This window comes from Sorangium sp. So ce176, from assembly GCF_051519835.1.
Taxonomy (GTDB): Bacteria; Myxococcota_A; Polyangia; order Polyangiales; family Polyangiaceae; genus Sorangium; species Sorangium cellulosum_G.
Genome location: NZ_CP150371.1, coordinates 7,772,732 through 7,788,730 on the forward strand (window position 1 = coordinate 7,772,732; position 15,999 = coordinate 7,788,730).

At 71.5% G+C, this 15,999-nt stretch carries 11 protein-coding genes and 1 pseudogene; 9 read left to right on the forward strand and 3 right to left on the reverse strand.

Going from position 1 to position 15,999, the window contains the following annotated elements:
* Positions 1 to 767: 767 nt before the first annotated feature.
* From urtA to urtE, 5 genes are read left to right on the forward strand one after another with little or no spacing between them, the layout of a single operon-like run.
* Entirely contained in the window at positions 768 to 2,066 is a 1,299-nt protein-coding gene (gene urtA, locus WMF42_RS29110; RefSeq protein WP_437686162.1) for an urea ABC transporter substrate-binding protein, read from the forward strand.
* Between the two features lie 36 nt (positions 2,067 to 2,102).
* Positions 2,103 to 2,999 carry an urea ABC transporter permease subunit UrtB gene (gene urtB, locus WMF42_RS29115; RefSeq protein WP_061608287.1) on the forward strand — a complete coding sequence of 299 codons (897 nt, stop codon included), beginning with the start codon at positions 2,103 to 2,105 and terminating at the stop codon, positions 2,997 to 2,999.
* Positions 3,000 to 3,013: 14 nt separating this feature from the next.
* On the forward strand, positions 3,014 to 4,171 hold the full coding sequence (gene urtC / locus WMF42_RS29120) for an urea ABC transporter permease subunit UrtC (RefSeq protein ID WP_061608283.1): 1,158 nt from the start codon (positions 3,014 to 3,016) through the stop codon (positions 4,169 to 4,171).
* A gap of 51 nt (positions 4,172 to 4,222) precedes the next feature.
* Positions 4,223 to 5,044, forward strand: coding sequence for an urea ABC transporter ATP-binding protein UrtD (gene urtD / locus WMF42_RS29125; protein ID WP_061608286.1), 822 nt, complete (start codon positions 4,223 to 4,225; stop codon positions 5,042 to 5,044).
* Between the two features lie 5 nt (positions 5,045 to 5,049).
* Complete coding sequence (gene urtE / locus WMF42_RS29130) at positions 5,050 to 5,751, forward strand: urea ABC transporter ATP-binding subunit UrtE (protein ID WP_437686163.1); 702 nt, start codon at positions 5,050 to 5,052, stop codon at positions 5,749 to 5,751.
* Between the two features lie 292 nt (positions 5,752 to 6,043).
* On the opposite strand, the gene WMF42_RS29135 is transcribed toward urtE, so the two are convergent.
* Positions 6,044 to 6,937: a hypothetical protein gene (locus WMF42_RS29135; RefSeq protein WP_437686164.1), complete on the reverse strand. Its 894-nt coding sequence runs from the start codon at positions 6,935 to 6,937 to the stop codon at positions 6,044 to 6,046.
* 344 nt (positions 6,938 to 7,281) lie between these two features.
* A complete protein-coding gene (locus tag WMF42_RS29140) occupies positions 7,282 to 8,124 on the reverse strand; it encodes a DUF4351 domain-containing protein (protein ID WP_437686165.1) in 843 nt (280 codons plus the stop codon).
* A 931-nt stretch (positions 8,125 to 9,055) separates the two neighbouring features.
* On the opposite strand from WMF42_RS29140, the gene WMF42_RS29145 reads away from it, so the two are divergent.
* The 4 genes from WMF42_RS29145 to WMF42_RS29160 all read left to right on the forward strand — a co-directional run bounded on the left by WMF42_RS29145 (position 9,056) and on the right by WMF42_RS29160 (position 14,764).
* Positions 9,056 to 10,501: a formylglycine-generating enzyme family protein gene (locus tag WMF42_RS29145; RefSeq protein ID WP_437686166.1), complete on the forward strand. Its 1,446-nt coding sequence runs from the start codon at positions 9,056 to 9,058 to the stop codon at positions 10,499 to 10,501.
* Between the two features lie 3 nt (positions 10,502 to 10,504).
* Positions 10,505 to 11,590, forward strand: coding sequence for a hypothetical protein (locus tag WMF42_RS29150; protein ID WP_437686167.1), 1,086 nt, complete (start codon positions 10,505 to 10,507; stop codon positions 11,588 to 11,590).
* A gap of 275 nt (positions 11,591 to 11,865) precedes the next feature.
* Positions 11,866 to 13,443 carry a protein kinase domain-containing protein gene (locus WMF42_RS29155; protein ID WP_437686168.1) on the forward strand — a complete coding sequence of 526 codons (1,578 nt, stop codon included), beginning with the start codon at positions 11,866 to 11,868 and terminating at the stop codon, positions 13,441 to 13,443.
* A gap of 100 nt (positions 13,444 to 13,543) precedes the next feature.
* A complete protein-coding gene (locus WMF42_RS29160) occupies positions 13,544 to 14,764 on the forward strand; it encodes a formylglycine-generating enzyme family protein (protein WP_437686169.1) in 1,221 nt (406 codons plus the stop codon).
* 10 nt (positions 14,765 to 14,774) lie between these two features.
* Here WMF42_RS29160 and WMF42_RS29165 read toward each other — a convergent pair.
* A pseudogene (locus tag WMF42_RS29165) lies at positions 14,775 to 15,777 on the reverse strand (ornithine cyclodeaminase family protein).
* Positions 15,778 to 15,999 lie beyond the last annotated feature (222 nt).

The following is a 15,999-nucleotide window of genomic DNA, read 5'->3' on the forward strand; positions in this document are numbered from 1 at the left end:
CCCGGACGCGGCGCTGCTCGGCGCCGCGGCGGCGCCGCCGCCATGGCCCGCAGATCGTCGATCCGTCTCACCCGGCAGTTGACTCGTGCTTCTCATACGCTCCACCCCGCCTGCCCTCCGTGTCGACCGAGCAAAGGGCACAGACAGCGTCCATCAGTGTACTCGGCCTCAACCGCTCTTGATACAAGTTTTTCGCTGCACTGGAGAGCACACCTCATCACGACAGCGCCGGAGGGCTCAGCGCTCGTGCGCGCGGCGGCCAGAGCTCCCCACAGCGGCACACCGGCGCGCGGCGAGCGACACAGGTGTTCCGCTGGGCCTGTCCGGGCGCGGGGCGCGCGCACCCCTGCCGGCCGCGCCCACGCGCGCCCCGCTCGAGACGGAACCGGCGGCGGCGGCGCGCGGTGACGAGCGGTGACGATGACGGAGCGCGAGACTCGCTTTGTGATCGAGAATCCAGACAGCCTCCGGAAAGCGCGCGGCGCCGCCGGGCCGGCCGACATTTCACCTCGGCGAAACCTCGAGGAAACATGGCGCTCGGCATAAGACATCTCACCACGACGTCGTGTCGTTGGCCCCTGTCCGAGGGCCGATCCCTGCTGGCAGGGCGGGCCTTGGCGCTCAGCCGGGAGTCTCACAGCGCTGTTGCTGACTCCCGAGCTTCACAACGGCTCTTGTGCAGTCGGTTCGCCGCGCCGCGTCGATGCAGGGCATTGAACGGGCTCCCGGCACCCAAGGAGGATGCGTTGAACAAGTTCACGTCTGGGATGGACGTTGTTGAGGAGCGGCCGGCGGCGGGCGCATCGAGGCGGCGGGCGCTCTGCATCGCGGCGGCGGCCCTCGCCGGCGCGACCCTGCTCTCCGCGTGCGCCAAGGAGGGCGAGGAGGCGCCCGCGCCGGGGGCCTCGCCGGGGGCGCCCGCGGCGGCCGCGTCGGACGGCGCCACCATCAAGGTCGGCGTGCTCCACTCGCTGAGCGGCACCATGTCGATCAGCGAGGTGGCGGTCAAGGACGCGACGCTCCTCGCCATCGAGGAGATCAACAAGGCGGGCGGCGTCCTCGGCAAGCAGCTCACGCCCGTCATCGAGGACGGCGCCAGCGACTGGCCGACGTTCAACGAGAAGGCCAGGAAGCTCGTCCAGCAGGACGGCGTGGCGGTCGTGTTCGGCGGGTGGACCAGCGCGAGCCGCAAGGCGATGCTCCCCTCGTTCGAGGAGCTGAACGGCCTCCTGTTCTACCCCGTCCAGTACGAGGGCCTGGAGCAGTCGCCGAACATTTTTTACACCGGCGCCGAGCCGAGCCAGCAGATCGTCCCCGCGGTCGACTACCTGCTCGAGAAGGGCAAGAAGCGCATTTACCTGCTCGGCTCCGACTACGTCTTTCCGCGCACGGCCAACAAGATCATCAAGGCGCAGCTCGCGGCGAAGGGCGGCGAGCTCGCCGGCGAGGAGTACCTGCCGCTCGGCGGGACCGAGGTCAGCACGATCATCAGCAAGATCGTCGCGGCGAAGCCGGACGCGATCTTCAACACGCTGAACGGCGACAGCAACGTGGCGTTCTTCAAGCAGTTCAAGGACGCCGGCTACACCGCCGAGAAGCTCCCGGTCCTCTCGGTGAGCGTCGCCGAGGAGGAGGTGCGCGGCATCGGCGCCGACAACATCGCCGGACACCTCGTGTCGTGGAACTACTACCAGACAACCAACACCCCCGAGAACAAGAAGTTCGTCGAGGCGTACAAGGCCAAGTACGGCGCCGCGCGCGTCACGGACGACCCCATCGAGGCGGGCTATTTCGGGGTCTTCCTGTGGAAGATGGCCGTCGAGAAGGCGAAGTCGACCGACGTCGCCAAGGTGAAGGAGGCCGTGCAGGCCGGAGGCATCGAGTACGCGGCGCCCGAGGGCCCGGTCCGGCTCGACGGGAAGACCCAGCACACATGGAAGACGGTGCGGATCGGCCAGGTGCGGCAGGACGGCCTCATCGACGAGGTGTGGAGCACGGGCAAGCCGGTCCAGCCGGACCCGTACCTCACCGCGTTCCCCTGGGCGAAGGAGCTTGCCGCGAAGTAGCGCGGCGGCGCGGCCTCAACCTGCTTGGTGCTCCCGATGAACGAAGTCCTCCTCCACGCCTTCAACGGCCTCAGCCTGGGCTCGATCCTCCTGCTCATCTCGATGGGCCTCGCGTTCTCGTTCGGCCTGATGAACGTGATCAACATGGCCCATGGCGAGTTCATCATGGCAGGGGCCTACACGACGTACGTCATCGGGCAGCACCTTGCGCCGCTCGTCGGGGGGACGGAGGCCGGGGTCTGGTTCCTGCTCGCGCTGCCGGCCTCGTTCCTCGTGGCCGGCGTGCTCGGGCTGGCGCTCGAGCTCTCGATCGTGCGCTTCCTCTACGGCAGGCCGCTCGACACGCTGCTCGCCACGTGGGGCGTCGGCCTCGTCTTGCAGCAGGCGGCGCGCAGCCTGTTCGGCGCGTCCAACGTGCAGGTCTCGAGCCCGTCGTGGCTGAGCGGCGGCGTCGCGCTCGCGGACGGGGTGCAGTTCCCCTACAAGCGCGTCTTCCTCATCGCGCTCGTGATCGCGTGCATCGTCGCGGTCTACACGTACCTGCACCGCTCGGCCGGCGGCCGGCGGCTGCGGGCCGTGATGCAGAACCGGGAGATGGCCGCGTGCCTCGGCGTGCGCGCGCGCCGGGTCGACGCGGCGACGTTCGCGCTCGGGGCGGGGCTCGCCGGGGTCGCGGGCTGCGCGCTGACGCAGCTCGGCTCGATCGGGCCGTCGCTCGGGACGAACTACATCGTCGACGCGTTCATGGTGGTCATCCTCGGGGGCCTCGGGCGACTGCCCGGCACCGTGGTGGCGGCGCTCGTCATCGGCGTGGCGAACACGCTGCTCGAGCTCTCGACGACAGCGTCGCTCGGCAAGGCGCTCGTGTTCGCGCTGGTGATCGCCTTTTTGCAGTGGCGGCCGACAGGCCTGCTCGCCCTGCGCACCCGATAGAAGAGGACACGGACATGGCCCCTCGAGACTCCACCCTTCGCACCCTCGTCTGGACCTGGGGAGCGCCGCTCGCCCTGGCGCTCCCGCTGCTCGCCGCGCCGCTCGTGCTCTCGGATTTTCGCCTGAACCTGCTCGGCAAGTTCCTCACGTTCGCCATCGTCGCGCTCGGGCTCGACCTCATCTGGGGCTACGGCGGCATGCTGAGCCTCGGGCAGGGGCTCTTCTTCGGGCTCGGCGGCTACGCGATGGCGATGTACCTCAAGCTGGAGACGTCCGGCGCGAAGCTGCCCGACTTCATGAGCTGGAGCGGCCTCACGGCGCTGCCGCTCTTCTGGGAGCCGTTCCGGTCGCCGGTCGTGGCGCTCTGCGCCGTGGTGATCGTGCCGATGGCGATCGCGGCGGCGGTCGGATACCTCGTGTTCCGGAGCCGCGTCCAGGGGGTGTATTTCTCGCTGATCACCCAGGGGCTCACGCTGATCGCGTCGATCCTCTTCATCGGCCAGCAGGCGATCACCGGCGGCACGAACGGGATCACGAACCTGAAGACGATCTTCGGGTTCCCGCGGGGGAGCGCCTCGACGCAGACGGTGCTCTACTTCGTGACGCTGTTCTGCCTGGGGGCGCTCTACCTCCTGTGCCGGCGGCTCACGCAGTCCCGCTTCGGTCGGCTGCTCGTGGCGATGCGCGACGACGAGAACCGGGTGCGCTTCCTCGGCTACAACCCGGTCACCTTGAAGACGCTCGTGTTCGCGCTGTCGGCGGGCATGGCCGGCGTCGCGGGGGCGCTGTTCGTCTGCCAGGTCGGGCTCATCTCGCCGTCGTCGATGGGGGTGATGCCGTCGGTCGAGATGGTGACGTGGGTGGCGGTCGGCGGGCGCGGCACGCTGATCGGCGCGATCCTCGGGGCGATCCTTGTGAGCCTTGGCAAGAGCGCGCTGAGCGAGTCGTACCCCGAGGTGTGGCAGCTCGCCTTCGGCGCGCTGTTCGCGGCGTCGGTCATGCTGCTCCCGACGGGCGTGGCCGGCTTCGTGCGGCGCCACGCGGCGAGGCTCGGGCGCCGCGACGCGCGCGGCGAGGCAGGCGCGCGGGGCGACGCCGCGGCGGCGGGGGTGGAGAGCGACGACGAGGTCGAGGCGGCGCGCGCCGAGGCGCCGGCGACGACAGGGCGCTGAGCGGAACGGAGAAGAGCCGAGATGAGCGGGGATCAAGCGAGGAGCGATGTCATGAGCCGCGGCAACATCGTCGAGGTCCAGCAGGTGACGGTGAGCTTCGACGGCTTCAAGGTGCTGGACGGGCTCGATTTCTCGATCCAGCGCGGGGAGCTCAGGTTCCTGATCGGGCCGAACGGCGCGGGGAAGACGACGCTGCTCGACATCCTCACCGGCAGGACGCGGCCGTCGAGCGGGCGGGTTGTGTTCTTCGGAGGTGGGGAGTCTGGGCGAGAGGCCGTCGAGGCGCAGCGCCTGCCGGAGCACGCCCTGGTCCGGCTCGGCATCGGGCGGAAGTTCCAGACGCCGGCGGTGTTCGGCAGCCTCACGGTGCTCGAGAACCTCGAGGCGGCGCTGGGCTTCCGGGAGAGCGCGCCGGGGCTGCTCCGCGGGCTCTCGTCGGCGCAGGAGAAGGAGATCTCCGAGACGCTCGACAGGATCGGGCTCCGGCGGCGCGCGGACGTGCGGGCCGCGGTGCTGGCGCACGGGGAGCGGCAGTGGCTGGAGATCGGCATGCTGCTCGTGCAGCAGCCGAAGCTGCTGCTGCTGGACGAGCCGGTGGCGGGGATGACGCGGCGCGAGCGGGACCGCACGGGGGAGCTCGTGCAGGAGATCGCGAGGCACCGGTCGGTGCTGGTGGTGGAGCACGACATGGAGTTCGTGCGGCGCTACGCCAGCACGGTGACTGTGCTGCACGCCGGCAGGAGGCTGTGCGAGGGGCCTGTCGAGGAGGTCCAGGGCAACGCGAAGGTGATCGAGGTCTACCTCGGTCGGGCGCACGACGCGGGGCGCGCGCGCGGCGGTGCGGCGGCCACGGCTGCGGCGGAGGAGCGGTAAAGAGCATGCTGGTTGTCGAGGATCTCGCTGTCTATTACGAGGAGAGCTGCATCCTGTCGCAGGTCAGCCTGGACGTCGCGCCCGGCCGGGTGTCGTGCCTGCTGGGCCGCAACGGGGTCGGCAAGACGACGCTGCTCAAGGCGATCATGGGCGTGCTGAAGCCGCGGCGCGGGAAGGTGGCGCTCGACGGGGCGGACCTCACGGCGAGGTCGCCGAGCGACAGGGCGCGCGCCGGGATCGGCTATGTGCCGCAGGGGCGAGGGATCTTCCCCTACCTGACGGTGCGAGAGAACCTGCTGATGGGCTTCGAGGCGAAGCGCGATCCCACGCCGAGCCCGGCGGCGCTGGAGGAGATGATGGAGATGTTCCCCATCCTCGCGAAGTTCCAGGCGCGGGCGGCGGGGACGCTGAGCGGGGGGCAGCAACAGCAGCTCTCGCTCGCGCGCGTGCTGCTGAGGAAGCCGAAGCTCCTCTTGCTCGATGAGCCGACGGAGGGGATCCAGCCGTCGATCATGCAGGAGATCGGGGAGGTGATCAAAGGGCTCGGGAAGAAGGGGGATATGGCGATCCTGCTCGTGGAGCAGTTCCTGGATTTCGCGCTCTCGACGGCGAGCGAGTACTTGATCATGGACAACGGGGGGATCGTGCGGCGGGGGAAGGTGGAGGAGTTCGACGACGAGATCGCAAGGGAGTTCCTGGCTGTCTGAGGGGGGCCCGTGGGGGGCCGGCCAGGGAAAGGGTATTCCCGGCGTGGCGCAGCGCGGGGGCCTCTCCGGGCTCGTCTGGGACGTCCTCTAGAACAACGATCACGTTGATCAAGCGAGAAATGAACCGCCAAGACGCCAAGGACGCCAAGATTGGATTCTCTTCTTGGCGTCCTTGGCGTCTTGGCGGTTCGAAGTTCTGCGCTTTTCAGGCAGTTGTAACCCGTTTGTCGCTCCAGACGCTGGCAGCGGCACAGGCACGCGGCCGGCAAGCCGCGCCGGCGACGCATGGGGCCTATGCCAGCGCGTCTTTGACGCTGGGCGTGGTCACCGCCCGGTCGTGCCAGCGGTGCAGGGTGGCCAGCTTGGAGCAGGCGTCGATCCGGGCCTCCTGCGCCGGGGTCGGCGCGAAGCCGCGACCCACGAGCACCCTGCGCAACGCCGCGCGCGCCTCGGTGAGCTGGCCCTCCTTGATGAGCTGGTCCTTGACCTCCGGGCTGTCGGCGAGCAGGGCCTGGAGGATCCACTGCCTGCGCGCCTCGATCTCCGGGTCGTCGGAGCGGCCGAACTTGCGCATCAACTCTTCACGTGTCTCCGGTGATATCGGCATGTGCTGTACCATGTTGAGCACCCATTCCATTTCCCGCCGCGGTGCGACCCACCGGGCGAAGTCGTCCAGAGCCTGTCCCGAGCGCGCCACCAGGAAGGGCATCAGATCGTCGCACAAGGGCAGCTCGTTGGCGGCGATCCACAGAAACGGAAACGGCGAGGGCCCGACTCGGTAGCAACCAGGCGCGAAGCGCTCCAGCACCCGCACACCGTGCAGCCATGACGGCACGTCGGGAGCGACGAACCACAGCGGCTCCTCGCCCATCCAGGGCGGCGAGCGCTCCTCGACGCGCTCGACCTCGCGCACCTGCCGCCGGAGCAGGGCCCTCTTGACCGCCACCACGTCGACGAGATCGCCGGCGACCTTCAGCTCGACAAGCACTTCCTCGTGATCCCGAGCCTCCGGCCAGGGCGCCGCCAGGGACGCCAGGCCCTCGGGCCGCGACACCCGCAGATAGCCGGTGGCCTGCATGCGCTCACGCCACAGCGCGAGCGTATCCTGCCGAGCGACGTGACTGGCGTCCACGTGCGCCGTCGCCGCGGCGAACGCCCGCTTCATGAACCCGTCCAGCTCTCCCATGCCGCTCTGGTATCAGCTCGCCAGCAGCGATGCATGGCCAATAACCGCTCTGCCTGGCAGATATACAGACACGACTCCGGCGGCATGCTCGTAATGACGCGACCCGCCGCGGCGGCGGCAGAAATAGAGACACCCTTGTGGCAGCTCGCGCGTAACGGCGTGAGTCTACGTGTCCTGCTGCCGGGCGGCTCGCCCGACCTGCGGCGCTTCCGGGGTTGCTCGGCGGGTACCATCTCGGCGCTCGGTTCGCTCGACGCGAACGAGCGGGCGCGAAGAGCGGCTGCAGCGCGCGCCGCGCGCCTCCCCTGGGCCGAGCCGGCGTGCCGGCCGGCCCGGCGGTTTCCTCAGCTCGGTTCGTCCAGCGCTTCGGCGAGGGTCTTCGCGCTGAGCACCCGCTCGGCCCACCGCTCGAGGGCGGCGCTCTCGGCCCCTTCGACCCGGGCCACGGCGGCGTCTGGCAGCTCGCCGAAACGAGCGCGAAGCTGCCGCAGCAGAATGGCACGCTCTCCTTCCTGGCGTCCTTCCTGGCGTCCCAGCGCGACGTACTTCTTGGCGAAGTCACTCTGGTACTCGTAGCCCTTCATGATCACCTCCAGCGCCCGGCGGGCCGCCACGTTCAGGGAATTTAGCACGAGATCGCAGTAGAACCTGGCCCTGTCCTCCTCGAGCTCCCGGATCACGGGCAGCACCGCGGCGGCGATCGTCGCGCCCTGCTCGCTGCTGCCGTGCGCCAGGGCGGAGAGCACGGCCAGCTCGGGCCGGCGGGCCGCCTCCACGGCGTCCGTCACGACCGGAACCTCCTCGCGCCCCAGCACCGGCGGGCGCAAGACGAAGCCGGGGATGCCGGTCTCGATCGGCGCTGCGCACCAGGCGGCGACGTGGGGATCGGGCGCGACGACGAGCAGGCCCACCTGGCAGCGGTGCGCGGCGCGCGCGCCCATGGTGTAGTCGGGCCAGCTATAGCGCTTTCGTGGATCGATGCCGAGCTGGACCTCGACGATGAGCACCCAGATCGGCGCGTCGCCGTCGAGCAGGACGACAACGAGGTCGGCGCGGTATTCGGCAGGCTGGATCTCGGTCAGGTCGATCGAGGTGAGGCGCGCTCCCGAGTAGGGCGGGAGCGGCACGCCGAGCGCCTCGACGAGCAGCTCGGCGGCGAGCGATGGGCGGGTCTTGAAGAGATCCACGAGGACCTCGTGGGCCATGGAGGGCATCGCGACGTTGCTCGCAGACGGTCGAGTTCCGGAGTGCGCGGGGTTTCTTCGGGGAAGGTCTGCTCCGTGCCCCCGTCGAGGTTGCCCACGGCGGAGGTGATATCAGCGCTCCGGGAGGAGTGCATTCGAACAATCGACCCTGCGTAGCAGAAATAGAGACATCACCGTGACAGCTTGCGCGTAATGGTGTGAACCTGCGTGTCCTGTTGCCGGGCGGCGCGCCCGCCCTGCGGTGCTTCCGGGGTTGATCGGCGGGTATCATCTCAGCCCTCGGTTCGCTCGACACGAGGGGGCGGCGCGGAGCGCCTCGGAGCCGCGCGGCGGACGGCCACGGCGGAGGCGGAGCCGGCGCCGTCGCGCCGGCCGACCTGCTGGGCGCCGGAGAGCGGGCAATGCCGCGGGCCCGTGGAGGCCACGCCGCGGGAGGGCGCGCCGCCGGCGCCGCTCACGAACGTCCGTTCATGCACTGATGACGAAGCGCCTGGAGCGCGTGGGCTGTGTCTCGGGAGCTACGCCCGGGTATGTTGAGCGCTGGCCCCGGTCACCGCTCCATCACGCTATCGATGCAGCAGCGTGGTCGGTCCCTGGGCTGCACGCCGAACGACCACTCTTCGCGGCAGATAAAGGCACGTCACTGCGGCGACATGCGTGGAATCACGAGCAGCCTCGCACTACGATCCCCGGCAATCCGTCAGCCATCCAGCTCCGAGGCTGATCTGGCGCAGGCTGCGTTGTTCATGGCGTGCCAGGCGCGACGGCGCGGCCGCGTCGCGCGTTCCAGCCCCGGCGCAAGCGCGGGTGGATAGGTCCATGCTGGGCCGACGTGCGGCCGGTAAGAGTGGAGGACGCCCGCGGTCGCACCGCTGTGGACAGCGCCCGTCCGGCGGCTGTAGGAGTAGTCGACATGCTCAGCAGGCGCGCGGGATGGTGGTGGGCAGCATCGGTCTTCATGGCCGGCGGGTGTGGCACGCTCGTCGGGCTGGACGACGACTACTACCTGAACAGTGGCACCGCGACCGGGACCGGCGGCACCGCGACCGGGACCGGCGGTGACGCGACTGGGACCGGCAGCGACGCAACGGTGACTGGAACCGGCGGGGAAGGCGGCGCGGGCACCGGCGGTAGCCCGGTCACGACGGGGACCGGCGGGGACGGCGGCAGCGGCGGCACCGCGACGACCAGCTCCGGCACCACCGGCGGCGACGCGAGCGGCGGCGGCCCCACCAGCACCAGCACCAGCGGCGGCGACGCGAGCGGCGGCGGCCCGACAGCGAGCAGCTCCACGACCACCACGACCACGACGTCAGCCACGACCACCACGACCTCCGCCACCACGACGACGACCAGCTCCGGCGGCGGCGGGACATGCACGACGGATGAGCGGCGGTGCACGGGGAACACACCGCAACGCTGCGTCGACGACGCGTGGCAGAGCGCCACGCCGTGCACTGGAACGATGCCCGTGTGCATCGACGGCATGTGCCGGCCCCGCTGCGGCGGGCTCGCCGCGACGTGCGGACCGAGCAGCAACGAGAACTGCTGCGCAGCGCTGCAAGTGCCCGGGGGGACCTTCAACCGGGAGAACAACCCCGAGCTTCCGGCTACGGTGAGCAGCTTCGAGATGGATCGGTTCGAGGTGACAGTGGCGAGGTTCCGGATGTTCGCGGACGCGTACCCCGAGAGCGCGCCGAGGGCGGGAGCGGGCGCGCACCCGCAGATCCCGGGGAGCGGGTGGAACCCGGACTGGGACGCGCTCCTGCCCGCAGACCGAGCCACGCTGAGCGGGGAAGTCCGGTGCGAATCCGAGTTCAGCACGTGGACCGATGCGCCCGGCGCCAACGAGCGCCTGCCGATGAACTGCACCCTCTGGCACCTCGCGTTCGCGTTCTGCGCGTGGGACGGGGGCCGGCTTCCGACCGAGGCGGAGTGGAACTACGCGGCAGCCGGCGGGAGCGAGCAGCGAGCCTATCCGTGGTCGGTCCCGCCGAGCTCGATGATGATCGACGGCACCTACGCGGCGTATGCTTGCCTCGGGGCGGGGACTGGCACGTGCGAGTTCGCGGACATGCTGCCTGTCGGGTCGAGATCACCGAAAGGCGATGGACGGTGGAGGCACGCCGACCTGGCGGGGAGCATGGGCGAATGGACGCTCGACGCCTTCATCAACAGGGACCATTACGTGAACCCATGCGTGAACTGCGCCGAGCTGGACGAGCCGGGGGCGACCCTCAATCGGGTGATCCGGGGCGGGGGCTGGAACCAGGATCGAGCGTCACAGTTCGAGCGCGCCTATCACCCCGAGAATGACTTCACCCGTTACATCGGCTTCCGCTGCGTGAGGACACCCTAGAACATGACGCCCTGGTTCCGCCGGTCCACGCCGCTCCTCGTCGTCCTCGGCTCGCTCTCGGTCTCCGCGTCCGCCCGGGCGCAGGACGTCGCGGCCGCGGAGGAGCTCTTCAACCGAGGGCTCGCCGACATGGAGGCAGGCCGCTACGAGACGGGCTGCAAGGCGCTCGCCGAGAGCGAGCAGCTCGACCCGCAGCCTGGCACCCTGTTCACGCTGGCCATGTGCGAGGCGCGCTGGGGGCGCGTCGCCACCGCTGTGACGCAGCTCGGGAACTACCTGGCCTGGGTCGACCGGATGCCGCCGGCGCTGAAGGCCCGCCAAGGGAAGCGGCCCGAGGCGGCGAGGTCGGAGCGCGATCGGCTCTCGCCGCGCGTACCGAGGCTCGCGCTGTCGCTGCCGGCAGGCGCCCCGGCCGGCACTGTCGTGACGCGCAACGGCAACACGCTGGGCGCGGCCGCGCTGGGCGTCGCGCTGCCTGTGGATCCGGGGGAGCACCGGCTGTCGACCCAGGCGCCCGGAGGGCCCGTCTGGGAACAGACCATCACGCTCGCCGAGGGCGAGACGAGGACGCTGACGCTCGAGATCAAGGAAGCGCCGGCGTCCGACGCGCCCGCGCCGCCGCCGCCGCCGACCTCCACGCCAGCGCTGGAGGCCGCGACGCAGCCGACGACGCCGGAGTCGCCGGCTGCACCGGACGCGTCGACGACCCCGGGGGGCCGGCGGACCGCCGCTTACGTGGCGGGCGGGGTCGGCGCGGCGGGGATCGTGCTCGGCGGAGTCATGGGCGCGCTCGTGCTCGGGCAGAAGGCGGCCGTCGACAAGCACTGCGGCAGCGCGATCGGCGCGAGCGACGAGAAGGCCTGTGACGCGACAGGGGTCAACGCCGCGAGCAGCGGGAACACGATGGCCCTGATCAGCACCATCGGATTCGGGGTGGGGCTGGCCGGGCTGGGCGCGGCGGCGGTTCTGTACTGGACCGAGCCGAAGCCGGCGGGCCCGGCGACCAGCGCGGCCCCGAGGTGGGTCAGCGCCGGGGTGCTGCAGGTCGGCCCGACGGGCGCGGTCGTCGGCGCGCAAGGGAGCTTCTGAGAGACGGCAGCGCCCTCCGGAGCAGCCCGTCGGCCGCGCTCCCGGGAGCCTGAAGCGCCGCGGTCTGCGCGCGGTGGCCCCCGGGCGGGAGGCCCCCGGGCGAGAGATCGGAGTACGCGGAGGCAAACCTGTTGACGTATGTCCGTGGCAGCAACGACCCGTCGACGCGCGTCAACAACACCATCGGGGTGGGGCCCGCTGCGCACGGGCGATCCTCGCGGCGCGCCTCCGCGTATCCTTGACGCCGCCCGCGCGCCACGCGACCCTCCTCGATCGTGTCGACTACACTGGCGGAAGGGACCGTCTTCGCGCGCCGCTATCGCGTCGTGCGCCTCATCGCCTCTGGCGCGATGGGGGCCGTCCACGAGGTGGTGCACCTCGAGACCGAGCGCCGCCGCGCGCTCAAGGTCATGCACGCGCACCTCTTCCAGAGCGAGGAGATGCGCGAGCGCTTCAAGCGCGAGGCGCGCATCGCGGCGCACATCGAGAGCGAGCACATCGTCGATGTCTTCGACGCGGGCGTCGACGAGGCGACCGGGATGCCCTTCCTCGTCATGGAGCTGCTCCGCGGCGAGGAGCTCGGCCATCGGCTCCAGCGCGTCGGCCGCCTGCCGCCCGACGAGGCGGTGACGTACCTCCACCAGGCTGCGCTGGCCCTCGACCGGACCCACGCCGCGAACATCGTGCACCGGGACCTCAAGCCCGCGAACCTCTTCCTGTCGCAGCGCGAGGACGGCTCGTTCCTCGTGAAGATCCTCGACTTCGGCGTGGCGAAGCTCGTCGCCGAGGGCGCCACCGCGGCCGGGGCCACGCGCAGCCTCGGCACGCCGCTCTACATGGCGCCCGAGCAGTTCCAGATAAGCAGGAAACTTACCGGAACAGCGGACATCCACGCCCTGGGCATGATGGCGTTCACGCTGCTGGTGGGGCTGCCGTACTGGGAGCCCGAGGCGAACGAGGCGGGCGACGTGATCGCCTTCGCGATGCTGGCCATCCGCGGTCCGCAGGAGCCGCCGGTGCAGCGCGCGCGCGCGATGGGCGTGGCGTTGCCGCCGGGCTTCGACGCGTGGTTCGCCCGGGCCACGGCGGTCGATCCCGCGACGCGGTTCCGCAGGGCGACCGAGGCGGTGCAGGCCCTGGGCGAGGTGTTCGGCATCCCGGTGGGCGGGCGGCGCGCGACGTTCGCGAGCTCGCCGTCCTCGCCCGGGGCGCGACAGAGCGCGCCGTCGCACCCCGATTTGCCGCCGCACCTCCAGCGGACCGAGTCGGCGCTGGGGATGACCCCGTCGCCCGAGCACAGCCCCGGTTCACCGGCCCTGCGGCTGGCGGCGACGTCGACCGGGGCTGCGATGGGCTCGCTGCCGCCGAGGCCGCGCCGGGCGCCGCTCATCGCCGGGATGGCCGCGCTGGGCCTCGGCGCGCTCGTGGCCGCGGGGGTCTGGCTCTCGGTCGGCTCGGGGGGCGGGGAGGTGCCGGCGGTCCCGGAGGTCGCCGCAGCGAGCACGACCACGCCGGAGCAAGCCACGGCCGCGCCCGCAGGGCGTGCGCCGGCCCTCACGCCGAGCGCGGCGGCGCGCGAGCCCGGCACCGCGCTGGAGCCGAGCGCGGCGGCACTGGAGCCGAGCGCGGCGGCGCCGGAGCCGGGCGCGGCGGCGCTGCCGACGCCGGTCGCCGTCGCAGCGCCGACGGTGACGCCGGCGCCCAGCGCGCGCGTCGCGGCCGCGCCCACGGCGAGCGCGCCTCCCGCAGCGCGCCCGAGCAAGGCGGCGACCCCGGCGCCGAAGCCGGTCGCGAGCGCCAGGACGTCAACGCCGCCCAAGACAACCCAGAGCTCCCTCTTCGGTCGTTATTGAGCCCGGCGGCCGCCGCGCGCTCGTCGCGGCTCGTCCCCATCTCGGCGCCTCGCCTGCCGAGAGTGCCAGCGATCGACGCCGAGGGAGCTAAGGAGAAGCGATGAGAATCAAGCGCGCTGCACGGTGGTGGGCGGCGTCGGCCTTCATGGCCAGCGGCTGTACGGCGCTCCTGGGGCTCGACAAAGACTATCATCCGGTGGAGAGCGGCGACGCCGGCCCCGGCGACGACAGCGCGGGCCCAGGCGGCGACGACAGCGCGGGCCCAGGCGGCGACGACAGCGCGGGCCCAGGCGGCGGCGGCCATGGCGGCAGCGGCGAGTGCGCGCCCAGCGACGCGCGGTGCGCGGACAACCGGGTGCAGCGGTGCAGCGATCACGGGCAGTGGGGCGCACCGGAGGCGTGCCCTGCAGGAGCGCCCGTGTGCCACGGGGGTACGTGCACGGCGCCGCCGAGCTGCGACGGGCTGCCCTCCACGTGCGGGCCAGGGAGCGCCGAGAGCTGCTGCGCGACTTCGATGATCCCCGCGGGGAGCTTCAATCGCAGCAACAATCCGGAGTTTCCGGCCACGGTGAGCGGCTTCTTGCTGGATCGCTTCGAGGTGACGGTGGGGAGGTTCCGGAAGTTCGTGGTGGCGTATCCCGGGAGCCAGCCAGTCGCCGACGCCGGAGCGCACCCGGGCATCCAGGGCAGCGGGTGGGATCCCGCCTGGAGCAGCGAGCTGCCCGCGGACGCGGCGGCGCTGAGGGCCGCGGTGACGTGCACTCCGGACAACCCGGACATGGCCACGTGGACCGATGCTCCCGGCGCGCACGATCACCTGCCGATGAACTGCGTGAGCTGGTACGTCGCCGCCGCCTTCTGCGCGTGGGACGGGGGCCGGCTGCCGACGGAAGCCGAGTGGAACCACGCGGCAGCCGGAGGGAGCGAGCAGCGGCAGTATCCGTGGTCGAGCCCGCCGGAGTCGACGGAGATCGACGCGAGCTACGCGTCGTACGATTGCAGGGAGAGCGCGGCGCCGGGCTGCACCTTCCAGAGCGATTTCTCGGACATCGTGCCTGTCGGGTCCCGCTCGCCGAGGGGCGACGGGCGGTGGGCGCAGGCCGATCTCGGCGGGAGCATGCGGGAGTGGGTGCTGGACGGGTTCGGCGACTACCCGGCCCCGTGCGTCGATTGCGCGAACGTGGCCGACACCGCGGAGCGGGTGGTCCGCGGCGGGAGCTCGTTCGGCAAACCGAGCTTCTTGCTGTCGTCCGAGCGCGTCAACGTCGCGCCCTCGACCGTCTACTACAGCATCGGCATCCGGTGCGCGCGGACGCCGTGACGGGCCGCGCTCAGGCGAAGAAGTCGAACGCCGTGCCCGCGCCCTCGCTGCGCGCGGCGGCGTAGACGACGCGGGCGAGCGCGACGTCCTGGATCGCGAGCCCGGTCGAGTCGAACACCGTGATGGCCGCGTCGCCGCGCCCGGCGAGCTTGCCCGCGACGATCTCGCCGATCGTGCCCTGGATGTGCTCGCGGTGCAGGGCGCCCGCGTGCAGCGGCACGTTGACCTCGCCGCTCTCGGTCGCCTGCGCCCAGTCGTCGATGATCACGCGCGCGTCCCGGAGGATCTCCGGATCGAGCTCCTGCTTGCCGGGCGCGTCGGCGCCCATCGCGTTGATGCTTGCCGGGCGCGTCGGCGCCCATCGCGTTGATGTGCGCCCCCGGCCGGACCCACGCGCGCTGCACGACCGGCGCGCGCGCCGGCGTCGTGGTGCAGAGGATGTCGCAGCCCGAGGCCTCTTCCGCCGAGACGGCGCGCCCGCCCGCCTCGGCCGCGAACCGCTCGCTCGCCTCGCGCGACACGTCCGCGGTGAGCACCTCCAGCCGATCGCCGTAAACGGCGCGGTGGGCGTCGAGGAGGAAGCGCGCCTGCACGCCGCAGCCGATGAAGCCGAGGGTCCGGGGGTTCGGCCGCGCGAGGTGCTTCGACGCGATCGCCGCCGCCGCGCCGGTCCGCACCGCCGTGAGGCGGGTCGCGTCCATCACCGCGAGGGGCGTCGCCGTGGCCGGGTCGCTGAGGAGATAAAGCCCCCTGACGCACGGCAGGCCGAAGCGCGCGGGGTTCTTCGGGTGGGAATTGACCCACTTCACCCCGGCCGCTCCATCGACGTAGGCCGGCATCGCACGGAGATCGCCGTCGTGGGCCGGGAGCCCCAGGTACACCTTCGGCGGCATCGCGGCCTCGCCTCGGCCGTGCGCCGCGAACGCCGCCTCCACGGCGGTGATGGCCGCCTCCATGGAGAGAAGGGAGGCCACATCGGACTGGGAGAGGAGCAGCGTTTTCTCGGGCGTCATCGCGCGCGAACGTACGCCAGCCTGCCGCCGAACGCACGCGCTCGGCTGCGGATGGGGGCGCTGGCACGCTCGGCGCGCCGTCTCTTCGCGAGGGTCACGGCGCAGCTCGACGCACACGCCGCGTCCGGGAGCGCGGACGAGATTGCGGACGACACGACAGAGGGGTTGGCAGGCGATGCTGTTGCGCCGAAGATGGCATGACGCTGCGGCGTGGGGTGCGGT

What these genes read in the sequence shown, in the direction of transcription:
- WMF42_RS29145 (WP_437686166.1), top strand. Translation starts at nt 9,056, where the DNA reads ATGCTCAGCAGGCGCGCGGGATGGTGGTGGGCAGCATCGGTCTTCATG.
- urtC (WP_061608283.1), top strand. Translation starts at nt 3,014, where the DNA reads ATGGCCCCTCGAGACTCCACCCTTCGCACCCTCGTCTGGACCTGGGGA.
- WMF42_RS29135 (WP_437686164.1), bottom strand. Translation starts at nt 6,937, where the DNA reads ATGGGAGAGCTGGACGGGTTCATGAAGCGGGCGTTCGCCGCGGCGACG.
- urtE (WP_437686163.1), top strand. Translation starts at nt 5,050, where the DNA reads ATGCTGGTTGTCGAGGATCTCGCTGTCTATTACGAGGAGAGCTGCATC.
- urtA (WP_437686162.1), top strand. Translation starts at nt 768, where the DNA reads ATGGACGTTGTTGAGGAGCGGCCGGCGGCGGGCGCATCGAGGCGGCGG.
- WMF42_RS29160 (WP_437686169.1), top strand. Translation starts at nt 13,544, where the DNA reads ATGAGAATCAAGCGCGCTGCACGGTGGTGGGCGGCGTCGGCCTTCATG.
- urtB (WP_061608287.1), top strand. Translation starts at nt 2,103, where the DNA reads ATGAACGAAGTCCTCCTCCACGCCTTCAACGGCCTCAGCCTGGGCTCG.
- urtD (WP_061608286.1), top strand. Translation starts at nt 4,223, where the DNA reads ATGAGCCGCGGCAACATCGTCGAGGTCCAGCAGGTGACGGTGAGCTTC.
- WMF42_RS29150 (WP_437686167.1), top strand. Translation starts at nt 10,505, where the DNA reads ATGACGCCCTGGTTCCGCCGGTCCACGCCGCTCCTCGTCGTCCTCGGC.